The 18747-nt window shown below is 59.7% G+C and carries 17 protein-coding genes; 3 read left to right on the top strand and 14 right to left on the bottom strand.

What is annotated here, in order from left to right; genetic code table 11:
• Positions 1 to 29: 29 nt before the first annotated feature.
• Positions 30 to 548, top strand: coding sequence for a c-type cytochrome (locus ACG9DO_RS05390; protein ID WP_394730699.1), 519 nt, complete (start codon positions 30 to 32; stop codon positions 546 to 548).
• A gap of 169 nt (positions 549 to 717) precedes the next feature.
• On the opposite strand, the gene hemA is transcribed toward ACG9DO_RS05390, so the two are convergent.
• Genes hemA through bchF form a run of 14 tightly spaced genes read right to left on the bottom strand, consistent with a single transcriptional unit; the run spans position 718 to position 16070 of the window.
• Positions 718 to 1938, bottom strand: a complete 1221-nt coding sequence (gene hemA / locus ACG9DO_RS05385) for a 5-aminolevulinate synthase (protein ID WP_394730698.1) — start codon at positions 1936 to 1938, stop codon at positions 718 to 720.
• A 4-nt stretch (positions 1939 to 1942) separates the two neighbouring features.
• Positions 1943 to 2791, bottom strand: a complete 849-nt coding sequence (gene puhE, locus ACG9DO_RS05380; RefSeq protein WP_394730697.1) for a putative photosynthetic complex assembly protein PuhE — start codon at positions 2789 to 2791, stop codon at positions 1943 to 1945.
• Positions 2785 to 3846 (bottom strand): magnesium-protoporphyrin IX monomethyl ester (oxidative) cyclase, encoded by a 1062-nt coding sequence (acsF, locus tag ACG9DO_RS05375; protein ID WP_394730696.1) that lies wholly within the window; start codon positions 3844 to 3846, stop codon positions 2785 to 2787. The genes puhE and acsF overlap by 7 nt, the downstream gene beginning before the upstream one ends.
• On the bottom strand, positions 3843 to 4130 hold the full coding sequence (locus ACG9DO_RS05370) for a hypothetical protein (protein ID WP_394730695.1): 288 nt from the start codon (positions 4128 to 4130) through the stop codon (positions 3843 to 3845). The genes acsF and ACG9DO_RS05370 overlap by 4 nt, the downstream gene beginning before the upstream one ends.
• On the bottom strand, positions 4127 to 4648 hold the full coding sequence (puhC, locus tag ACG9DO_RS05365) for a photosynthetic complex assembly protein PuhC (RefSeq protein WP_394730694.1): 522 nt from the start codon (positions 4646 to 4648) through the stop codon (positions 4127 to 4129). The genes ACG9DO_RS05370 and puhC overlap by 4 nt, the downstream gene beginning before the upstream one ends.
• A complete protein-coding gene (puhB, locus tag ACG9DO_RS05360) occupies positions 4645 to 5271 on the bottom strand; it encodes a photosynthetic complex putative assembly protein PuhB (RefSeq protein ID WP_394730693.1) in 627 nt (208 codons plus the stop codon). Before puhB ends, puhC begins: the two co-directional genes overlap by 4 nt.
• Complete coding sequence (gene puhA, locus ACG9DO_RS05355) at positions 5268 to 6032, bottom strand: photosynthetic reaction center subunit H (protein ID WP_394730692.1); 765 nt, start codon at positions 6030 to 6032, stop codon at positions 5268 to 5270. The genes puhB and puhA overlap by 4 nt, the downstream gene beginning before the upstream one ends.
• 22 nt (positions 6033 to 6054) lie before the next feature.
• Entirely contained in the window at positions 6055 to 7437 is a 1383-nt protein-coding gene (locus ACG9DO_RS05350; RefSeq protein ID WP_394730691.1) for a BCD family MFS transporter, read from the bottom strand.
• 44 nt (positions 7438 to 7481) lie between these two features.
• Positions 7482 to 8198, bottom strand: coding sequence for a magnesium protoporphyrin IX methyltransferase (gene bchM, locus ACG9DO_RS05345; protein ID WP_394730690.1), 717 nt, complete (start codon positions 8196 to 8198; stop codon positions 7482 to 7484).
• Positions 8198 to 9094 (bottom strand): ferredoxin:protochlorophyllide reductase (ATP-dependent) iron-sulfur ATP-binding protein, encoded by an 897-nt coding sequence (gene bchL / locus ACG9DO_RS05340; RefSeq protein WP_394730689.1) that lies wholly within the window; start codon positions 9092 to 9094, stop codon positions 8198 to 8200. The genes bchM and bchL overlap by 1 nt, the downstream gene beginning before the upstream one ends.
• 22 nt (positions 9095 to 9116) lie before the next feature.
• Positions 9117 to 12701 (bottom strand): magnesium chelatase subunit H, encoded by a 3585-nt coding sequence (locus tag ACG9DO_RS05335; protein ID WP_394730688.1) that lies wholly within the window; start codon positions 12699 to 12701, stop codon positions 9117 to 9119.
• On the bottom strand, positions 12691 to 14247 hold the full coding sequence (bchB, locus tag ACG9DO_RS05330) for a ferredoxin:protochlorophyllide reductase (ATP-dependent) subunit B (RefSeq protein ID WP_394730687.1): 1557 nt from the start codon (positions 14245 to 14247) through the stop codon (positions 12691 to 12693). The genes ACG9DO_RS05335 and bchB overlap by 11 nt, the downstream gene beginning before the upstream one ends.
• Before the next feature lie 3 nt (positions 14248 to 14250).
• Positions 14251 to 15558, bottom strand: a complete 1308-nt coding sequence (locus ACG9DO_RS05325; protein WP_394730686.1) for a ferredoxin:protochlorophyllide reductase (ATP-dependent) subunit N — start codon at positions 15556 to 15558, stop codon at positions 14251 to 14253.
• Positions 15555 to 16070 (bottom strand): 2-vinyl bacteriochlorophyllide hydratase, encoded by a 516-nt coding sequence (bchF, locus tag ACG9DO_RS05320; RefSeq protein WP_394730685.1) that lies wholly within the window; start codon positions 16068 to 16070, stop codon positions 15555 to 15557. The genes ACG9DO_RS05325 and bchF overlap by 4 nt, the downstream gene beginning before the upstream one ends.
• Positions 16071 to 16349: 279 nt before the next feature.
• Here bchF and ACG9DO_RS05315 point away from each other — a divergent pair, with 279 nt between their 5' ends.
• Positions 16350 to 17276, top strand: a complete 927-nt coding sequence (locus ACG9DO_RS05315) for a B12-binding domain-containing protein (protein WP_394730684.1) — start codon at positions 16350 to 16352, stop codon at positions 17274 to 17276.
• A gap of 15 nt (positions 17277 to 17291) precedes the next feature.
• Positions 17292 to 18713 carry a transcriptional regulator PpsR gene (gene ppsR, locus ACG9DO_RS05310; RefSeq protein ID WP_394730683.1) on the top strand — a complete coding sequence of 474 codons (1422 nt, stop codon included), beginning with the start codon at positions 17292 to 17294 and terminating at the stop codon, positions 18711 to 18713.
• Positions 18714 to 18747 lie beyond the last annotated feature (34 nt).

The raw sequence follows: 18747 nt of genomic DNA, 5'->3' as shown, positions 1-18747 counted from the left end.
TTCTTGAGACATGCCTTAAGGGGATCGATATGAAGAAATTTCCACTCACACTCAGCGCCTTAGCTCCGGTTGCCTTGCTTGCAGCATGTGGTGGCGGAAGCGAAGAGCCAGCTGCCAGCGACACAGCAGCTCCGGCAGAAGCGACTGAAGAAACCGCAACGACCGAACCGGCAGCAGCGACCGCCCCGGCAGCTGACAACACCGAGACTGTCGATGGCACGATCCTCGCCAATTTCACTGGCGATGCGGCGGCTGGCGAAAAGATTTTCCTGCAGTGCAAGTCCTGCCACGTGATCGAGCCTGGTCAGAACCGTATTGGCCCGTCTCTGGCTGGCATTGTGGGCCGCGCAGCAGGCTCGGTTGAAGGCTTCAGCTACACTGAAGCAAACGCCAACAGCGGCATCACCTGGACCAGGGAAAAGATGTTCCAGTATCTCGAAGATCCAATGCGCGTGATCCCGGGCACCAAGATGGCCTTTGCGGGCCTCAAGGACGCGCAGGACCGGGCTGACGTCATCGCCTATCTCGAGACAGCAGCCGCGCAGTAAACCTACGCGAAATCACTTCGCAAAAAAGGGCGCGCTCCGGCTGGGATCGCGCCCTTTTCCTTGCCCGGTCGGAGGGAGTGTCCGGGCCCCGATCCGACCTGATCAATGGGAGCAATCAGGTCGGACGAATTCTCTCAAAGCCTTACAGGCTGTGCCTCGCAAGTCCTGCTCAGGCAGCAATCTGCCCCCGCGCCAGCTCGCATTGCGACCAGATGTCGCTCAGTGCGTGAATCAACCGATCGATATCGCCATCGCTATGCACCGGTGAGGGCGTGATCCGCAGCCGCTCCGTGCCCACCGGAACCGTTGGGTAGTTGATCGGCTGGACATAAATACCGTGATTATCCATCAGCCAGTCACTGATCATTTTGCACTTCTTGGCATCGCCCACCATGACCGGGATGATGTGGCTGGGGTTCGGCAAATGCGGGATTTGCAGCATGTCGAGTTTGCGCCTCACCGTCTCCACTCGCTCGCGCTGCAGCTCGCGCTCCGCGGAGCTTTGCTTGAGGTGTCGGATGCTGGCACACGCACCCGCTGCCACGGCAGGCGGCAAGGCCGTGCTGAAGATGAAACCGCTCGCAAAAGTGCGCACGAAATCGACAAGGTCCGTTGACGCAGCAATGTAGCCGCCCATGACGCCGAACGCTTTGCCGAGCGTGCCTTCAATCACTGTGATCCGGTCCATCAGGCCTTCGCGCTCGGCCACGCCGCCGCCGCGCGCGCCATACAGCCCGACCGCGTGGACTTCATCGATATAGCTCATCGCGCCATGCTTCTCGCAAACGTCGAGGATTTCTGCGATGGGCGCTATGTCGCCATCCATCGAGTAGACGCTCTCGAAAGCAACCAGCTTCGGCACGTCAGGCCCGTAATCCGATAGCTTGCGGTCCAGATCTTCGGGGTCGTTATGCGCCCAGATTTTGTATTCGCAGCGCGAGTGGCGGATCCCTTCGATCATCGAGGCGTGGTTGAGCGCGTCAGAGAACACGACGCAACCTGGAACGCGGCTCGCCAGCGTGCCCAGCCCGGCCCAGTTCGAGACATAGCCGCTGGTGAACAGCAGTGCCGCTTCCTTGCCATGCAGGTCGGCCAGCTCGCGCTCGAGCAGAACATGGTGGTGATTTGTGCCTGAGATATTGCGCGTACCGCCAGCACCGGCCCCGCATTCGTCTAGCACCTTGTGCATGGCTTCCAGAACGACCGGGTTTTGCCCCATGCCAAGATAGTCGTTGGAACACCACACAGTGACGGCCTGCGTCCCGTCGTTCACGTAGCGCGTCGCGTGAGGAAAGCTGCCGCGATGCCGTTCGATTTCCGTGAAGACGCGGTAGCGACCCTCCTCGCGGACCTTCTGGAGCTCGTCGGCAAAGAATGTGTCGAAGTCCATGATTTCAGCTTTCCTCTTTTGTAATCTGTGTTTGCGCAGAAGCAGACTGCGGCGAACGGTTGGAAACGGTTGTGCCGGAACGCGCAGCCGCTTGCGGCAAAGCCCAGCCCCACAGCGCACCATCGCGGAATGGGAGAGCGAGAAAGAAATGCTCGAGTAATCCAAGGCAAGCGAGCGCAAACAACAGGCTCGCGCCGATCGCTTCAGCGCTTCCGGCTTGAGCGCCGTAGGCAGCTTGGCCAAGCGACAGGCTTACCGCCGCAATTGCAAGCAGGGCGATGACCAAAGCAGAGCTGAGACGGTTGGCCCCATAATAGCTGCGCAGATAGCCCAGATGCGGCGGGAGAATGTCGGTGTAAGTGTTGGGCACGCCTGCGTAGATGCACAGCTTGGCGCTAAGCCTCAGCCCGTAGAGCAATGCAAAGGTCATTGCGCCGATCTGGTTGACTGCATTCCACGTGAGCGAGATCAGGATCAGGGCGGACAACAGCAGCGCTACCTCGTGATAGATAACCGTCATGCTAGCGTGAACGAAGCGCTCAAACCCGCTCGAGCCTTCGGGGCACGCCTCGCGGCGCGGCCCTGCTGCAGCGCCTGTCAAAAAGCTCACTTCATGCCATGCCCAAACCATCAAGGCCCCGGCAAAACTTGCATAGATCGCAAGGCTGGCAGTGCTTGCCATGGATAACCAGATCAGCCCGAGTCCCGCGATCCCGACGCACCCCGCCAGCACAAGGCTGCGCGGAAAGGTCGTGCGCGAACGGTTGTCGACCCATGCGATCAGGCCGGTTGCCAGAAACCAGATCGCAATCGTCACCAACACGGGGAGGATATGGCCGCTCCAGCTTACCATGCAGGCTGAAGCCGGATCGTGTCAGGAAGCGCATTGGGCTTGGCACGGTGGAAATAGAGGCGAGCGAAACTGAGGCCAGCGCCCGCCATTCCGCCAACGCGTTGCAGTGCGCCCATTACACCACCGCGATCCTTGCCTGCTTCGATTTTTTGCGCCGCCTTGAGCAGCGCGTCCATCTTGCGGCGGAAGGCAGGATCATCGATGTCGAGCTCAACCGGGAAGACCTGACGGCTTATCTGGTTGCAGATCGCAAAGACCTTGTAGTCATACTCGGTCGGATCGATCCCCAGCGCGGCATGGAATACCGGCCTGTTGTGATCGCGCACATACATGGTGGCGTAAACCGAAAGCAGGAAGAAGCGCACCCAGAGCTTGTTATGGCCTTTGAGCAGCTTGGGGTCGGCGCGCATTAGCATTGCGAAGGCCTCGCCGTGGCGGAACTCGTCATTGCACCATTCCTGGAACCAGCTGAAGATCGGATGGATCTGCTTGTCGGGATTGGCTGCCAGATGGCGATAAATGGAGATGTACCGTGCGTAGCCAATCTTCTCTGACAGATAGACCGCGTACCAGATGAATTTCGGCTTGAAGTAGGTGTACTTCTTCGTGCGCGTCAGAAATCCTAAATCGATTCCGATACCCGCATCCTTGAGCGATTCATTGATAAAGCCTGCATGTCGGCTTTCGTCGCGGGCGAGCAGCTTGAACAACTGTTTTACATCCGGGTTCTTCGTGCGCTTGGCGATCTCTGCATAAAGCACGCAGCCTGAGAATTCGGCAGTAAGCGAGCTCACCAGAAAATCGATGAATTCAGCCCGCAGCTCCGGCTCCAGTCGATCGATTGCGCCAGTAAAGCTGTCATCCTTCTTGAAGTGCTGCTTGTTGCGGTCCTCGATCATCTCATCGATCAGCGCGTCCCATTCTGCGCGTACCGGGGAAACGTCGATAGCGTCCAGCGCATCGAAATCCGTCGTATAGAAGCGAGGGCTCAGAACAGTGTTCTGCTTCGCCATGTCCATGGCGTCGTCGCGGGTGATTGGTGTGTGTGCGTTCATCGCACCCTCCCTGGGTTGAAGCTGACCTCGTAGAGCTCCTTGAGGTCAAGATAGGCCGCCAGTTTCGTCCATGCGCGGGCAATCGGGCCAGCGCGCGTTACCGTGGCCATGCGGTTGAAAGTAACCCGCTCCCCGAAGCGGACCTGAATGGGATCACCGTGCACACGCACGCGGTCACCCGGCTCGATAGAGATATCGCCGTCGAGCTCGACATGGGCGTGAAAATGATCCTCACTTTGCTCGATGCTGATCAAGCAAGGTGTATCGAATCTCCGAAGGCTCATGATGGCTCTCCCTCTGGCAAGAGCTCTGCAAAGGTTGCGCGGTTGTCGGCGCCAAACGCCCCTAGCTCGATCATGCGTCCGGTCGCACTGTCCGTTAGCGAGAGCGAGCCGTCTTCCCAGGACGTCAGCACGAAATGCGGTTCCGCGCCAATCCCATGCATCCGCCGCTCACGCGCCAGACCCCGCATGACGCCGCGGATGAAGCCGCCGCCTTCAGTTTCAGTCGCGATAACGGCGATGGATGAACCGTCATGCGCGTCAGAGATAAGGACTGCGCCGTCCTCGCGGTCGTCGAAGCGAATATCGCGCGATGCGATGGCTTGCACTTGCGCCTTTTCGCGTTCGAGTTGGGGGACGGCCTCACGCTCCAGAAAGCCAAGGGACACGGCTGCTGTCAGGAGCACCGACAGGACGACCAGGCTCACTGCCGCGATCAGGGCAGCGCGCGGGACCGTGTTCTCGTGACTATGCCCGTGAGAGTGCCCATGCGCGTGGCGGTGAGTTTGAGCGTGGCTCATACATGCGCCTCCGTCAGACCGTCGGGCGAAGCGCTGGAACCACGATCGCGCAGCACCTCTCCCGCCTGATGCGGCGCTACTGTTGCGCAGCTTTGTGCGAGCAAGCGAGCGACTTGCTCCGCTTCAAGCAAGGCACGCAGCATGGGCTGCGGTTCGCGGAAGTGGAACGGCCGGACATGCGGCCAGAATACTGCATAGCCAAGCCGATGCGCCGCTGTCAGCGAGACAGCAATATCACCAAACCCAGCGCCATGCGCGCGCAGGTCCGCCGCGCCGATGACTTTTAATGGCAGGTTGATGCACTTGTTGAGAGCAATTCCGATTCTGAACACGATCCGCTTGTTGGTGATGGTGTAGACTGTGGTCTTTGCCACAAGCACCGCAAACAAAGCGAGCAGACCGATGGCGGCAACACCGGCAAGGCCGGTCGCAATCGCACCGCCAATGCTGCCACTTACCAGAGCGAATGCACCAAGGGCCAAGAAATAGCCCGCTACCCAGCGGGTGTAGAGCGCAGTGCGCGCAAACAGCCGCCAGTCCGGAGCGCCTTGCCAGACGACATACTCGTCAGCTGGCAAGTCCTCCGGCAAGCCGCGGATCGGTTCAAAATCGTACTCCATCATATGAACGGCTCCTGCCTTTCCTGATTGGCGTAGAGATAGCCGCCGCCGAAATAGGCCACGATCCGCTCTTCCTCGTCGCGGGTAATCTCACCCGCTGTCGACAGCTGCGGAACCCCGGCGTAATCGCCTGCATTGATCGCGTCGATCAGCACGCGTCCGCCCCAGATCCTCGCCATGGTCATCGGCGCAAGAGCAGTGCCGGTGCCCGTATCGACTTCGAGGTAGCGGATCACATGCTCCTCATGGTCGACCCACAGATCATGCACGGTGCCAGCGGTCTTGCCGTCCGCAGCCACAACTGGAAGCCCGCGCGGATCCTTGCTGAGCGGTGCGATGGTAATTGCATCGCTGGCAGACATCGGGCCGATCCGATTGTGGCCGTGCCGGTCCTGGTCAGGCCACTTGGCACGCTGCGCATAGCCAGCCGGGCCAATTCCATCGGTCAGCGGATTGCCAGTCGGGATGTAAGGCGAGCCGGGAAACGGCTCGCGCTGCTTGGCGGCTATATCCACCGGATCGCGATCGTCCGGATGCGGGACGCTGTGAGTGCCCTTGCCATTCGGCAGGATGAAAGTCTTGGTCGGTGCCTTGCTGAGCGGGCCCCCATCCGGGAGCAGACGTCCGTCCTCTTCCTCGAGCGGATAGCCTTCACGGCGATCCTCCCTCCGTAGCCAGAATATCAATCCTGCAAAAAACAGGAAAAATAGCAGCAGCGCGAGCTCCGCTACGTCGAGTGTTCCTACGATATTGCCATCATCCATCGGACTTTCCTTTCCCGCAAACTCATGTTGGGAATTCTGCAAGACCAAACGGGTCTTGCTCGCTTGCATTCTCGTCAGGCTGCTCGCGCCCGACCAGCGGACCGATCACTATCAGCGTCGCCAACAAGAGCAGGATTTCGAGAAAATAGACCGCGCCGTAACCGGACGCGCGCGTTGCCAAAGTGGTGCCCAGCGCATCGCTGAGCGCGAAATAGGCGACGACATCGCGCAGGATGCCGCCGACCAGAATGGCAAGGCCCGCGCAGGTCGCCTGCACCGCGCCCCATGCGCCAAGCGCGATACCCGATGCACCGCCGCGAGAAAGCGCCATGACAGCCACGAGTGAGCCAACCGCGAACAGGCCATTGCCAAACCCGATTGCAAGCGCGCCAAAAGCCAGCAGAACGGCAAGCTCCAGCGGCGCTGCGAACATGATCAGGAGAAATGCGAGGATGCCAACAGCAAGTCCATAACCTGCGATGCGCAGTGCGCGAAAGCCCCGGCCCAGCATCCTGCCCGCAAGCGCAAAGCCCATCAGCGTGCCGAGCGCCCAGCCGCCTGTAAGGCTCGTCGTCGCGCCGACCGACAGAGACAAGATCTCGCCGCCGTAGGGCTCGAGCAAGGCATCCTGCATTGCAAAGGCTGCTGCTCCAAGACCGATCGCGATCAGCATCCGGCGCGTCTGGGGATCGGCGGTGAAATTCCTCCACTCGGTCGAGAAGTCTGGCCGGGGATCTTCACGATTGGTGAATTCAGGTCGCCGCGCTTCCTGCTTCCACAGCGCAATCAGGTTGAACACAAAGGTCAGCGCGGCCGCCCCTTGGATCACCTGCACCAGGCGGGTGTGCGTGTAATCAACCAGCAATCCGCCCATCACGAAGGCGGCGAACATCATCCCGACCAGCAGCATGACATAGAGCAGCGCGACTGCGCGCGGGCGCTTGTCAGGCGGCGCAAGATCAGTCGCCAGCGCCAAGCCGGCGGTTTGTGTAACATGGATGCCTGCACCGGTGATCAGGAAGGCAAAGCAGCTCCCAGCGATACCGAGGGCGAATGTGTCTGGCCGGCTGAGCAGGATCAGCGCAAACGGCATGATCGCGAGCCCGCCAAACTGCATGGTCGTGCCAAACCAGATATAAGGTACACGTCGCCACCCCAGAACAGACCGATGCGTGTCCGAGCGGTGCCCGATCAGCGCACGGAAAGGCGCGATGACCAGCGGCAAGGCAATCATTGCAGCAACCAGCCAAGCTGGCGTTTCCAGTTCCACGATCATCACGCGATTGAGTGTGCCGTTGAGCAGCACTGTCGCCATGCCGACGCTGACCTGGAAAAGGGCCAGCCGCAGCAACTGCCCCAGCGGCAAATCCACGCTGGCCGCATCTGCAAAGGGCAGCCAGGACATCGCTATCCGGCTCCACTTGGCAGAGAAGGGTTCGCCTGCCGCCATCAACGCCTCACCAGTTCCATTGCGTGAGAAGTATAGAAGCCGCTGGACACGCGCGCGCTGCGTGCGAGGCGCCAGTCATGCAGAGGGGCGAGTGCTTGCCGCAGGTGCGTTTCGGCGATCGGCACAATCGCAGGTGAGCGATCGCTGCGCGGGAAAATCTTGCCGACCTTGTGCATCGCGCCGAGCATTTTGGTGTGCGGCGCAAAGGTGAATACGATCGAGCCTGAGCAACGCCTGCTGAGCGCGCTCAAGGCGGCAACCATATCCACAAGCGAATAGTGAATGAGCGAATCCATCAGCACGATATGGTCAAATGTGCCAAGCGCCGGATCGAGGAAGTCCCCGGCCTGCCAGTCGATCTTGCCATGGCCGAGGAATTGCGGCGCGCGGTCCTGCGCAATCTCGACCAGCCCGCCAGCAACATCTACAGCTGTGATCTCAGCGCCCCGGAATGCCGCTTCGACAGCGAGTGCGCCTGTGCCGCAACCCGCATCGAGCAAACGCTTCCGGCGCAAGTCTTCAGGTAGCATCGACAGGAGGACCCCGCGCATCTCCTCGCGTCCGGCGCGCACCGTTGCACGAATGCCGCTGACCTTCGCGTCGGACGTCAGGTCAATCCAGGCCTTGCGCGCCGTGCCGTCAAAATAGGCAGCAAGCTTGTCGCGCTGCAGGTCATAGCGCGTTGTGTTGAAAGGCTCAGGTGCGTGTGTGGCCATCACTCAAACCCCAGGAAGTCAAAGATATCGCGATCCTTCATCGGACGCGCTTCAACTGGATCGACGCCATCCCACAGCAACTGCGCGAGACGGATATATTCCATCTGGGCTGCCAGGACCTCTGGCGACTCTTCCATTTCAAACAGCGTGCATTTCTTCAGGCGGCTGCGGCGGATCGCATCGAGATCCTGGAAATGGGCGAGCCGCTTCATGCCGATCGCATCGCTGAACCGGTCAATCTCGTCTGTCTCACGGCTGCGATTGGCGACAACGCCCGCAAGCCGAACATCGTAATTCTTGGCCTTGGCGCCAATCGCTGCAACGATCCGGTTCATCGCGAATATGCTGTCGAAGTCGTTCGCGGCGACAACCAGCGCGCGTTCAGCATGCTGCAGGGGTGCTGCAAAGCCGCCGCAGACCACGTCACCCAGTACGTCGAAGATTACCACATCTGTGTCTTCGAGCAGGTGATGTTGCTTCAACAGCTTGACGGTCTGCCCGACGACATAGCCGCCGCAACCTGTGCCTGCCGGGGGCCCGCCTGCCTCGACGCACATCACGCCGTTATAGCCTTCGAACATGTAGTCTTCAGGCCGCAGCTCTTCCGAGTGGAATTCCACCGTCTCCAGTACGTCGATCACTGTCGGCATCAACTTCTTGGTCAGTGTGAATGTCGAATCGTGCTTGGGGTCACAGCCGATCTGCAGGACACGGTGGCCAAGCTTTGAAAATGCAGCAGACAGGTTGGACGAAGTGGTGGACTTGCCAATCCCCCCTTTGCCATAGACAGCAAAGACCTTGGCGCCTTTGATCTCGTCGCGCGGATCAAGCTGGACCTGGACAGATCCTTCGCCGTCAGGCTGGCTGAAGCGGGCCTTGGGATCGAGTAAGTTCATGCCTTAAATTTCCTCTCTCGGCTCATTTTGCCGCGACCACGCCTTCGAGGCGGTCTTCCAGTTCGTCGCTTGCAGCCTGCAAGGCTTCGAGCGTTTCATCATCGGGTTCCCACAGGCGACGCTCGCACGCTTCAAGCAAGCGATTCGCGACACGCGCAGAGCTCTTGGGATTGAGCGCGGCCAGCCGCTCTCGCATTTCCTCGTCGAGCACGAAGGTGTTGCTGATCTGCTGGTAGACCCAAGGTGCGACTTGGCCGGTGGTAGCCGACCAGCCCATCGTATTCGTCACATGACCTTCGATCGCCCGTACGCCTTCGAAGCCGTGCTTGAGCATGCCTTCAAACCATTTGGGGTTGAGCGTGCGTGTGCGTGTTTCCAGATCAATCTGTTCCGCCAGCGTGCGTACCTTGGCTTTGCCTTGCGTGGCATCGACGATGTAGACGGGAGCATCCTTGCCACGCGCGCGTGCGACGGAGCGGCTGATCCCGCCAAGCCCGTCAACATACTGATCAAGATCGGTAATGCCGACTTCGACGCTCTCAAGGTTCTGGTAGGTGAACTCGACATCGCTGAGCGCACTGCGCAGCATCTCGCGCTGCTGGACCGGCTTGCCATCGACGCCATAGGCATAGCCCTTGTGAGTCTCGAACGCGTTCGCGAGCTCGTCAGGATCGGCCCACACTCCGCCATCGATCAGCTGGTTCACATTGGCGCCATATGCGCCTTCATTGTTGGAAAAGACCCTCAAGGCTGCGGTTTCCAGATCGCAATCATGAGTCTTCTGGTGCGCCAGGCTATGCTTGCGCACGAAATTCATGTCTTCCGGCTCTTTGGCCTGCGAGGCAAGCAAGGCAGCTTCGGCCAACATCCGCGATTGCAATGGTAGCAGGTCGCGGAATATGCCGGACAATGTCATGACAACGTCGATGCGCGGACGGCCTAGCTCTTCCAGCGGGATCAGTTCCGCACCAGAAAGCCGACCGTAAGTATCGAGCCTTGGCCGCGCACCTATCAAGCGCATGGCCTGCGCGATCTGCACGCCTTCGCTCTTCATGTTATCTGTGCCCCATAACACCATGGCGAGGCTTTCAGGGAACGGTTCGCCGCTCGCGACATGCCGCTCGATCAAGCGATCAGCTTGCTTTGCACCTTCCTCGCAAGCGAAGCGCGAGGGGATCCGGAAAGGATCGAAGCCATGGATATTGCGGCCGGTTGGCAGGACTTCGCGATTGGCCAGAATGTCTCCGCCCGGTGCTGGCGGCGTATAGGTGCCGTCAAGAGCATGGATCAACGCGCCCATCTCATCGCACTGGTCAAGCAGGGCCTCGAGCGCATCGCGCTCTGTCCCAGGGTCTGCTTCAAGCATGGCCGCGATCAACCCGTCGCGTTCTTCGCCTTGTACTTGCTCGCCAAACACGTGCAGGCCATGCGGAATCAGGGTCCGCTCAAGCTCGTAGAGCCGAGCGCTGAGATCGCCGATCTCGCCTATCTCGATATCGAGAGTGTCGCACTGCTCTGCAATGAGCGCCGCAAGTTGGTTGCGTTCATCACTTCTTTCGGACGCGCGCCACCGATCCACGCTGACTTTCAGTTCAGCAAGACCCTTGTAGAGCCCTGCCTGCGCCAGAGGCGGCGTCAGATAGCTGACAAGGCTCGCCGCAGAACGGCGCTTGGCAATAAGGCCCTCGGTCGGATTGTTCGAAGCGTATAGATAATAATTCGGCAGATCACCCAGCAGACGCTCAGGCCAGCAATCACCAGACAGGCCGGTTTGCTTGCCCGGCATGAATTCCAGCGCGCCATGCGTTCCGAAATGCACCACTGCGTGAGCGCCGAAGTCGCGGCGGATCCAGTTGTAGAAGGCGGCAAAAGCGTGCGTCGGTGCGAAGTCGCCATCAAACAGCAACCGCATCGGATCGCCTTCATAGCCAAAGCCCGGCTGCACCCCGACAAAGACGTTGCCGAACTGTGCGCCGAGGACCTGAATATGCGAACCATCGGACTGGATCTTGCCGGGAGCCGGCCCCCACTGTGCTTCGATTTCGTCGAGGTTTGACTGCCCACGCACATAGTCGTCCGCGCTGATGCGGGCAGCAACATTGGCATCGGTTCCAAACCGCTCTGCATTGCCTTTCAGGATCGCATCGCGCAGCGCATCGACACTGGCTGGAACGTCAATGTCGTACCCTTCAGCCTTGAGCCGCTTGAGTGTGATGTGGAGCGATTCAAATACCGCCAGAAACGCGGCGCTGCCGGTCGCACCGGCATTGGGCGGGAAGTTGAAGATGACCAGTGCGAGCTTGCGGTCCTGCCGTGCGGACTTGCGCAGCTGGATCAGCTTGAGAGTCTTCGCAGCCAGCGCCTCGGCCCGCTCTGGGCAGCTCTGCATTGCACGAATATTGCCAGCATCGGGGACTTCACAATTGCGCCCGCATCCGTTGCAATGCCCATTATGGCTGTCCATCCGACCGCCGAACACGCTCGGACAGGTCGCCCCGTCAAGCTCTGGCAAAGCGACCATCATGGTTGCTTCAATCGGCATCAGCCCCTGGTGACGATCGCGCCAATTCTCGATCGACTGAAATTCCAGAGCATGCGCAGCAATATAGGGGACATCGAGCTCGGCGAGCATCTTGCTGGCGGCATCGGTGTCGCTGTAGGCAGGGCCGCCAACCAGCGAGAAGCCTGTCAAATTGACGATTGCATCGACCGTTGGCTTGCCATTCTTCATGAAGAACTGTTCAACCGCAGGCCGGGCATCGAGACCGCTCGCAAACGCCGGAATGACCTTCAGCCCCTCCGCTTCCATTGCCTTGATGACGCCATCATAATGACCTGCATCATTGCCAAGCAGATATGAGCGCAAGAGCAGCAGGCCGACTGTGCCGTTTTTGCCTTTGTTGCGCGCGATCAGCCGCAAGCTCTCGGAAATGCGCTGGTCCTTGCCCGGATGATAAACCCCGTTTTCAGGGTATTCGATCGGCGGCTGCGCTTTGGTCATACCGCGCCGGGTCAGACGATCGCCGGCAGCATAGCGGTCGATCAAGGCGCGGACCATCGCGATGACGTTCTCTTCCGATCCGGCAAGCCAGTATTGCAGCGTCATGAAATAGGCGCGCACATCCTGCGCCGTACCCGGAATAAAGCGCAGGATCTTAGGCAAGCGCCGCAGCATCTTCATCTGCCCTGCACCAGAGCTTGCACCGGCCGTCTTCGATCCGCGAAGCCGCTTGAGCAGCGCAAGAGGCCCATTAGTGGGCGCATCCATTCGGTATTTGCCGAGCCGGGTCAGCTTGACGATCTCGCCAGAAGACATGAGCCCGACAATCGCATCGCAATCCTCGCGCCGCTCTTCGAGCGCAGGCAGGATTGCGCGAATGTGGTCATCGAGGAACAGCATTGTCGCGATGATGATGTCTGCGCCCGCGACATCTTGTTTGGCTGCTTCAAGCGCGTGAGGATCGCGGTCCCAATCCGATGCCGCGTGAAGGCTGACGGAAATGTTCGACTTCGAAAGCTTCGCGTCAGCGCGCTCGACCGCACCTTTGAGGTGGTTGTCGAGCGTCACGATCGCGACACGCACTGGCGGAGAGAAGCTACCGGGCATAGTGGGCTTTCGCATCGTAAAGTGTGGCGAGATCGATCTCACAGCGGCCCTCTTGTGCAGCGAAGGCTTCCGTGTTGCGGCGCGCTTTGCCGCGGACGAAGAACGGGATTTTCTTGAGCTCGCGCTCCGCCTCTGCAGTCCACAGCGAGCCATCAGCGACTGCCGGTTCCACCAGGATGGCAGCATCCGCTGCATCATTGGCAGGCGCTTTGGGCGCATGGGCGGCCAGATGCGAAGGGCCAGCCGTGTCGGAAAACTCGAAATCCTCGCGGAACATGGTGAGGAGATGCTCTTCCAGCCCCATCACCAGCGGATGGACCCAGGTATCAAAGATCACGTTGGCGCCTTCAAAGCCCATTTGCGGGGAATGACGCGCCGGGAAGTCCTGCACATGGACGGGGGAGGAAATCACCGCGCAAGGAAGGCCCAGCCGCTTGGCAATGTGTCGCTCCATCTGCGTGCCAAGGACAAGCTCCGGCGAGGCTTCGGCAATCGCGTCTTCGACCTGGAGGTGATCATCCGTGACGAGCGCTTCTACGCCATACTTGTGCGCGGCTGCGCGCACTTCGCGAGCGAATTCGCGGTTGTAGCAGCCAAGCCCTGCGAGTTCGAAGCCGAGTTCCTCCACCGCAATGCGGGCCGCGGCGACTGCATGGGTCGCGTCGCCGAACACGAACACGCGCTTGCCCGTAAGGTAAGTGGAATCGACTGAGCGGCTCCACCACGGCATACGCGACTGGTCGTCATCGAGCGCCAAAGAAGGATCGACCCCGGCGAGAGCGGCGACAGAACGTATGAACTCGCGCGTTGCCCCGACTCCGATCGGAACCACGCGCACAGCGGGTTGATGGAATTCACGCTCGAGCCAGCGAGCCGCCTCATCTCCGATCTCAGGGTACAGCACGATGTTGAAATCGGCCTTGCCAATGGCGCGGATGTCAGAAGGAGAGGCGCCAAGCGGCGCAACACAGTTGACATCGATTCCGAGCCGATTGAGTATCTTGCGCACCTCAATCACATCGTCCCGATGCCGAAAGCCCAGTGCCGTGGGGCCGAGAATATTGGCAGTCGGCTTGCGATCTGCTTGGGGCGCAGGGCGGATTTCCTTATCCGCCAGGTGCCGGACGACCTGATAGAAGCTCTCCGCAGCACCCCAGTTTTCCTTGCGCTGGTAGCTGGGCAGCTCAAGCGGGATCACCGGGCAATCGATCCGCATGGCTTCCGCGAGACCCGCAGGATCATCCTGGATCAGTTCAGCAGTGCAGGACGCGCCGACCATCAGCGCTTGCGGCTTGAAGCGTTCAAGGCAATCCTGTGCCGCGTCCTGGAACAGTTGCGCGGTGTCCTTGCCCAGATCACGCGCCTGGAAAGTCGTGTAGGTGACGGGCGGACGCTTGCCTCGCCGTTCAATCATGGTGAACAGCAGATCGGCATAGGTGTCGCCCTGCGGCGCGTGGAGCAGGTAGTGCATCCCTTCCATCGCGGTGGCGACACGCATCGCCCCTACATGTGGCGGGCCTTCATATGTCCAGACGGAAAGCTGCATCGCCTAAACCTCCAGCACGTCACGGCGGCGCAGCGGACGGGCGAAGAGTTCCGCCAGATCGCCAGCCTGCTCAAAGCCGTGGATGGGAGAGAAGACGAGCTCAATCGCCCACTTGGTGGAAAGACCTTCGCTTTCCAGCGGATTGGCCAGCCCAAGGCCGCATACTGTCAGGTCCGGCCTGTCAGCACGCACCCGATCGAGTTGCTTGTCGACATGCTGACCTTCGGACAGCAGGACATTGGCCGGCAGCGCTTCGAGTTCATGCGCAAGCAGTCCCCTGTGGAGGTAAGGCGTGCCGACTTCGAGCGGCTGCATGCCCAGCTCGCTTGCAAGGAACCGTGCCAAAGGCACTTCCAACTGCGAATCCGGCAGGAACGTGATGCGCTTGCCATGGAGACGATCCCGGCTGTGCTCTATCGCACGTTTGGCCCGTTCGCGCGGCTTTGCGATTACTGCATTGAAATGCATTTCATCGACCTCGAACGCGTCAGCCGCCGCTTTGAGCCAGGCGGTCGTGCCTTCAGCGCCAAAGGGAAAGAGCGCGTTGAGCCGCTTGGCTCCGCGATCTTCGAGCGCCCTCGACGTCTCACCCAGGAATGGCTGGGCGAGCAGGAAATACGTGTTAGGTCCGACTGGCGGCAGATCAGCGGCTTTGCGCGCGGGCAGTACTCCGACATTTCTGATGCCGAGCTCTGCAAACAGGCGCAGGAACTGATCCTCGACAATGTCGGGCAGCGAGCCAACCATCAGCAGCTGCTGCGGCGCGTCCTGTGACTGCGCTGGCATTTCAGGGACAAGTGACGTCAGGCAAGCATCTTCGCCTTCAGTAAAAGTCGTCTCGATGCCGCTGCCGGAATAGTTGAGGATGCGCACCGCCCCGGCATGTTCGCGCCCAAGCCGCTGCGCCGCCTTGGCAAGATCCATCTTGATGACTTCAGACGGACACGATCCAACCAGGAACAGCGTCTTGATGTCAGGACGGCGAGCAAGCAACTGCCCGACCACACGATCAAGCTCGTCCTGGCAGTCCGCCATACCAGCAAGGTCGCGTTCTTCGATTATAGCGGTGGCAAAGCGCGGCTCTGCAAAGATCATCACGCCTGCAGCGGACTGCAGCAGATGCGCGCAAGTGCGCGAGCCGACCACAAGAAAGAACGCATCCTGCATCTTGCGATGGAGCCAGATGATACCGGTCAAACCGCAGAAAACCTCACGTTGGCCCCGTTCCCGCAAGACGGGACGATCATCGCGAGCGAGCACTTTATCAGTGCAGCCTGCGCTTGCAGGCTTCGAGGTAAGAGTAGCGCTCATCCCGAAACCGCCAATTCTCCTGAATTGCCAGCGCTGACTGCCTCAAGCCGCGCTACCCGAAGCTTCCAGAGGAATTGCCCGGCGTTCACGACATAGGCGACATAGGCGGCGAGCGCTGTGTACATGCGCTGCTCGGCAGTGCCGAATTCAGCGAACAGCATGACGAGGTAGGTTGTGTGCAGGGCCAGCACCAGCATCGAGACGACGTCTTCCCAGAAGAACGCGGGCACAAACAGGTATTGGCCAAACACGTCCTTTTCCCAGATCGCTCCGGTGATCATGATCGTGTAAAGCGCAAGCGTTTTCGCAACGACTGACGCGTCCGCGAGCCACATCCCTTGGCCAGTCCACAGATAGCGCAGAACGAGAGCGAGGCTCGCAAGAAAGATGACGAACTGAACTGGCGCCAGAATTCCCTGGATCAGTGTCCAGCGCGACGCGTCGCGGCGGCGGCGTTGCTCGGGAGTGTAAAGCTGAAACTTCGAGGACGCGGAAATTGAGCTGCGATTCATCGCTGGGTGAGCGGCAGACGCGCCCCCCTGTAGTGCCTGTCCTTCAGGCTGAGACCTTAGCTTCGCCCCTCTCATGCCAAACGCATTCACCTCCGTTGGCTCCCACAGACTGCCTACGCCTTTGGACATAGAAGTGTCAATCTTTCTGGACGACAAATTTACTTGACACTACTTCGTTTGCTATTGAGTGCAATAAGGCGTAGGTCAGGAGAGCAGGTCTATTTCGATGGACGACCTGTTTGACGCGATCCGCGCCGCTCACAGACTGGAGTGTCTGAAATGGCATCGGCGACTGGGACCAATTCAGCAAACGGCACGGGTGGAGAAAAACCACGCGCCAACGGACACGCTTATCCGATCCAGAAAAACAGCATTAATTCAAACGATAACGGGGCTCACTCCGCATCGGACAAAGCCCGGGGCGCTGCGCTGAGCGGGCTTATTGAAGGCCAGATCATCCCCCGCTTGATGGTAGCGCATTCAGAGATTGAGCGAGCGCAATCGACCGAAAGCCGAACTCATCAAACAACCATCGAACCAGCCGAAGCTGCCCGATTCGCACCGCTGCCGCTGGCTGCGGATGCGGACGAATTGATGCAGGAAGTGCAGAAGTTTCTGGATCGCGGAGTGCGGATCGAATCGATCTTCGTCGACTTGCTCGCTCCTTCCGCGCGGCGACTCGGGCAGTTGTGGGAAAGCGACGCTTGCGATTTTGTCGATGTCACCATGGGCTTGTGGAGGCTGCAGGAAGTGATGCGCGAAGTTTCGCGGGTGACCTCAGGCTCCACGAAGGGACGCCCCAATCCTCCCAGTGCCTTGTTTTCGCCTGTTCCTGGCGAAACCCATAGTTTTGGCGCGTTAATGGTCGAAGAGGTTTTCGCACAGGCTGGCTGGCGCAGCGAAGTCCTGCTCGAGCCTCAGCGCCGCGAACTGCTGCAGATCGTGGCAGATCATGACTTCCACCTCGTAGGATTGACCGTAAGTTGTGATTGCCATAGCGCAACCTTGAAAGATCTTATTACGGCAATTCGAAGTGTATCAAAATCTCCGACAACAAAAGTCATCATTGGAGGACGGATGGTCAACGCCCATCCGGACTTGGTTGAGCAATGTGGCGCAGACGGGACGGCGGCGGATGCGACATCCGCTTTAGCCCTGGCTGAAAGGATAATGGAACGCGAAGACCGCGTCCCTCCCACTGCTTAACCAACAAGGTCTCCAGTGCTTACGCGCAAGAACAACATCGAAGACAAGCAGCCGTTTGCGGATTTTCCCGCCCTGTTTGAGCTGCTTGACGCCGAAGCGGCATCGAAGCTTGCGATGATCCTCGGTGATGTCACGCTGGTACTCGATGACAGCGGACAGATCCTCGATGCGAGCGCCAACCCAGACCGATTCCCTGAATTGGACAATTGGATCGGGCAAGACCTCGCAGCAATCGCTACAGTTGAGAGCAGGCCCAAGATTTTTGAGATGCTGGCTGCTGCGCGCAAAGGTGTTACGCAGCACTGGCGCCACATCAATCACACGCACGAAGCGGGAAATATCGCCGTCCAATATGTGCTCGTCCCGCTTGCCGGGGGCGAGAAGCATCTCGCCATTGGCCGTGACTTGCGCGAGTCTGCCTTGCTCCAACAGCGCCTGCTGCAAGCGCAGCAATCGCTGGAGCGCGATTATATGCGGCTTCGCCAATTGGAGACCCGTTACCGGGTGCTGTTCGAGCAGTCGTCGGAAGCGGTGCTGATTGTGGATACGGCCAGCAACCAGATCCAGGAAGCCAATTCCGCTGCACACACGATCCTTGGCGCCAAGCCGGGGAGTGTGACAGGCAAACGGCTGTTCGGCTTCTTCGATCGCACAACTCGCGAAAGCATGATCGCCTTTCTTGGATCAGCTCTCGTTTCTGACAACGTGTCTCCGATCACCGTCGCAACCGCAGGCGGCGAACGTGACGTGACGCTGGCAGCCACCGGTTTCAGGCAGCGCGGCCAGCAATTGCTGTTGGTAAGGCTGTACACGGGAGACACCGCGTTAAGCGGCGAGACCGCGACACTCCTGGATATCGTCGAGTCGATGCCCGACGCGTTCGCAATCGCGGACATTCAAGGGAGGATTGTTGTCGCCAACCAATCCTTTGTCGAGCTGGTTGGCGCCGCAGGGGCAGAGCAGCTCCGGGGCAATCTTGTGTCAGACTGGATTGGCCGGCCCGGCATCGATCTCGAACTCATCGAAGGACAGCTGTCCAAACAGGGGATGGCCCGCAATGTCACGACCGTGGTCGGCGCAAGCGAGAGCTATGATGGGGAGCCAGTCGAATTGTCAGCAGTGCGGGTTGGAGACGACGAGCAATTCACTGGCTACGTCATCCGGCCGATTGCAAGGCGGATCCGCGATTTACCCCCGGTATCGCAGGACTTGCCCCGTTCCGTAGAGCAATTGACCGAACTGGTAGGGCGGATGTCGCTCAAGGAAATCGTGCGCGAGAGTACAGACCTGATTGAGCGGCTTTGCATTGAAGCCGCTTTGAAATACACGTCTGACAACCGCGCATCTGCAGCTGAAATCCTCGGTCTCAGCCGTCAGAGCCTATATTCAAAACTGCATCGATACGGTCTCGGCAATCTGTCCGACGACACTGACTGAACACGGCCTGCAGGGCCCTTTCGGTTCGCATGAC

Source organism: Altererythrobacter sp. GH1-8 (assembly GCF_043702085.1).
Classification (GTDB): Bacteria; Pseudomonadota; Alphaproteobacteria; order Sphingomonadales; family Sphingomonadaceae; genus Erythrobacter.
The sequence above is the reverse complement of the archived record's forward strand: the minus strand, read 5'-3'. Positions and strand labels throughout refer to the sequence as shown.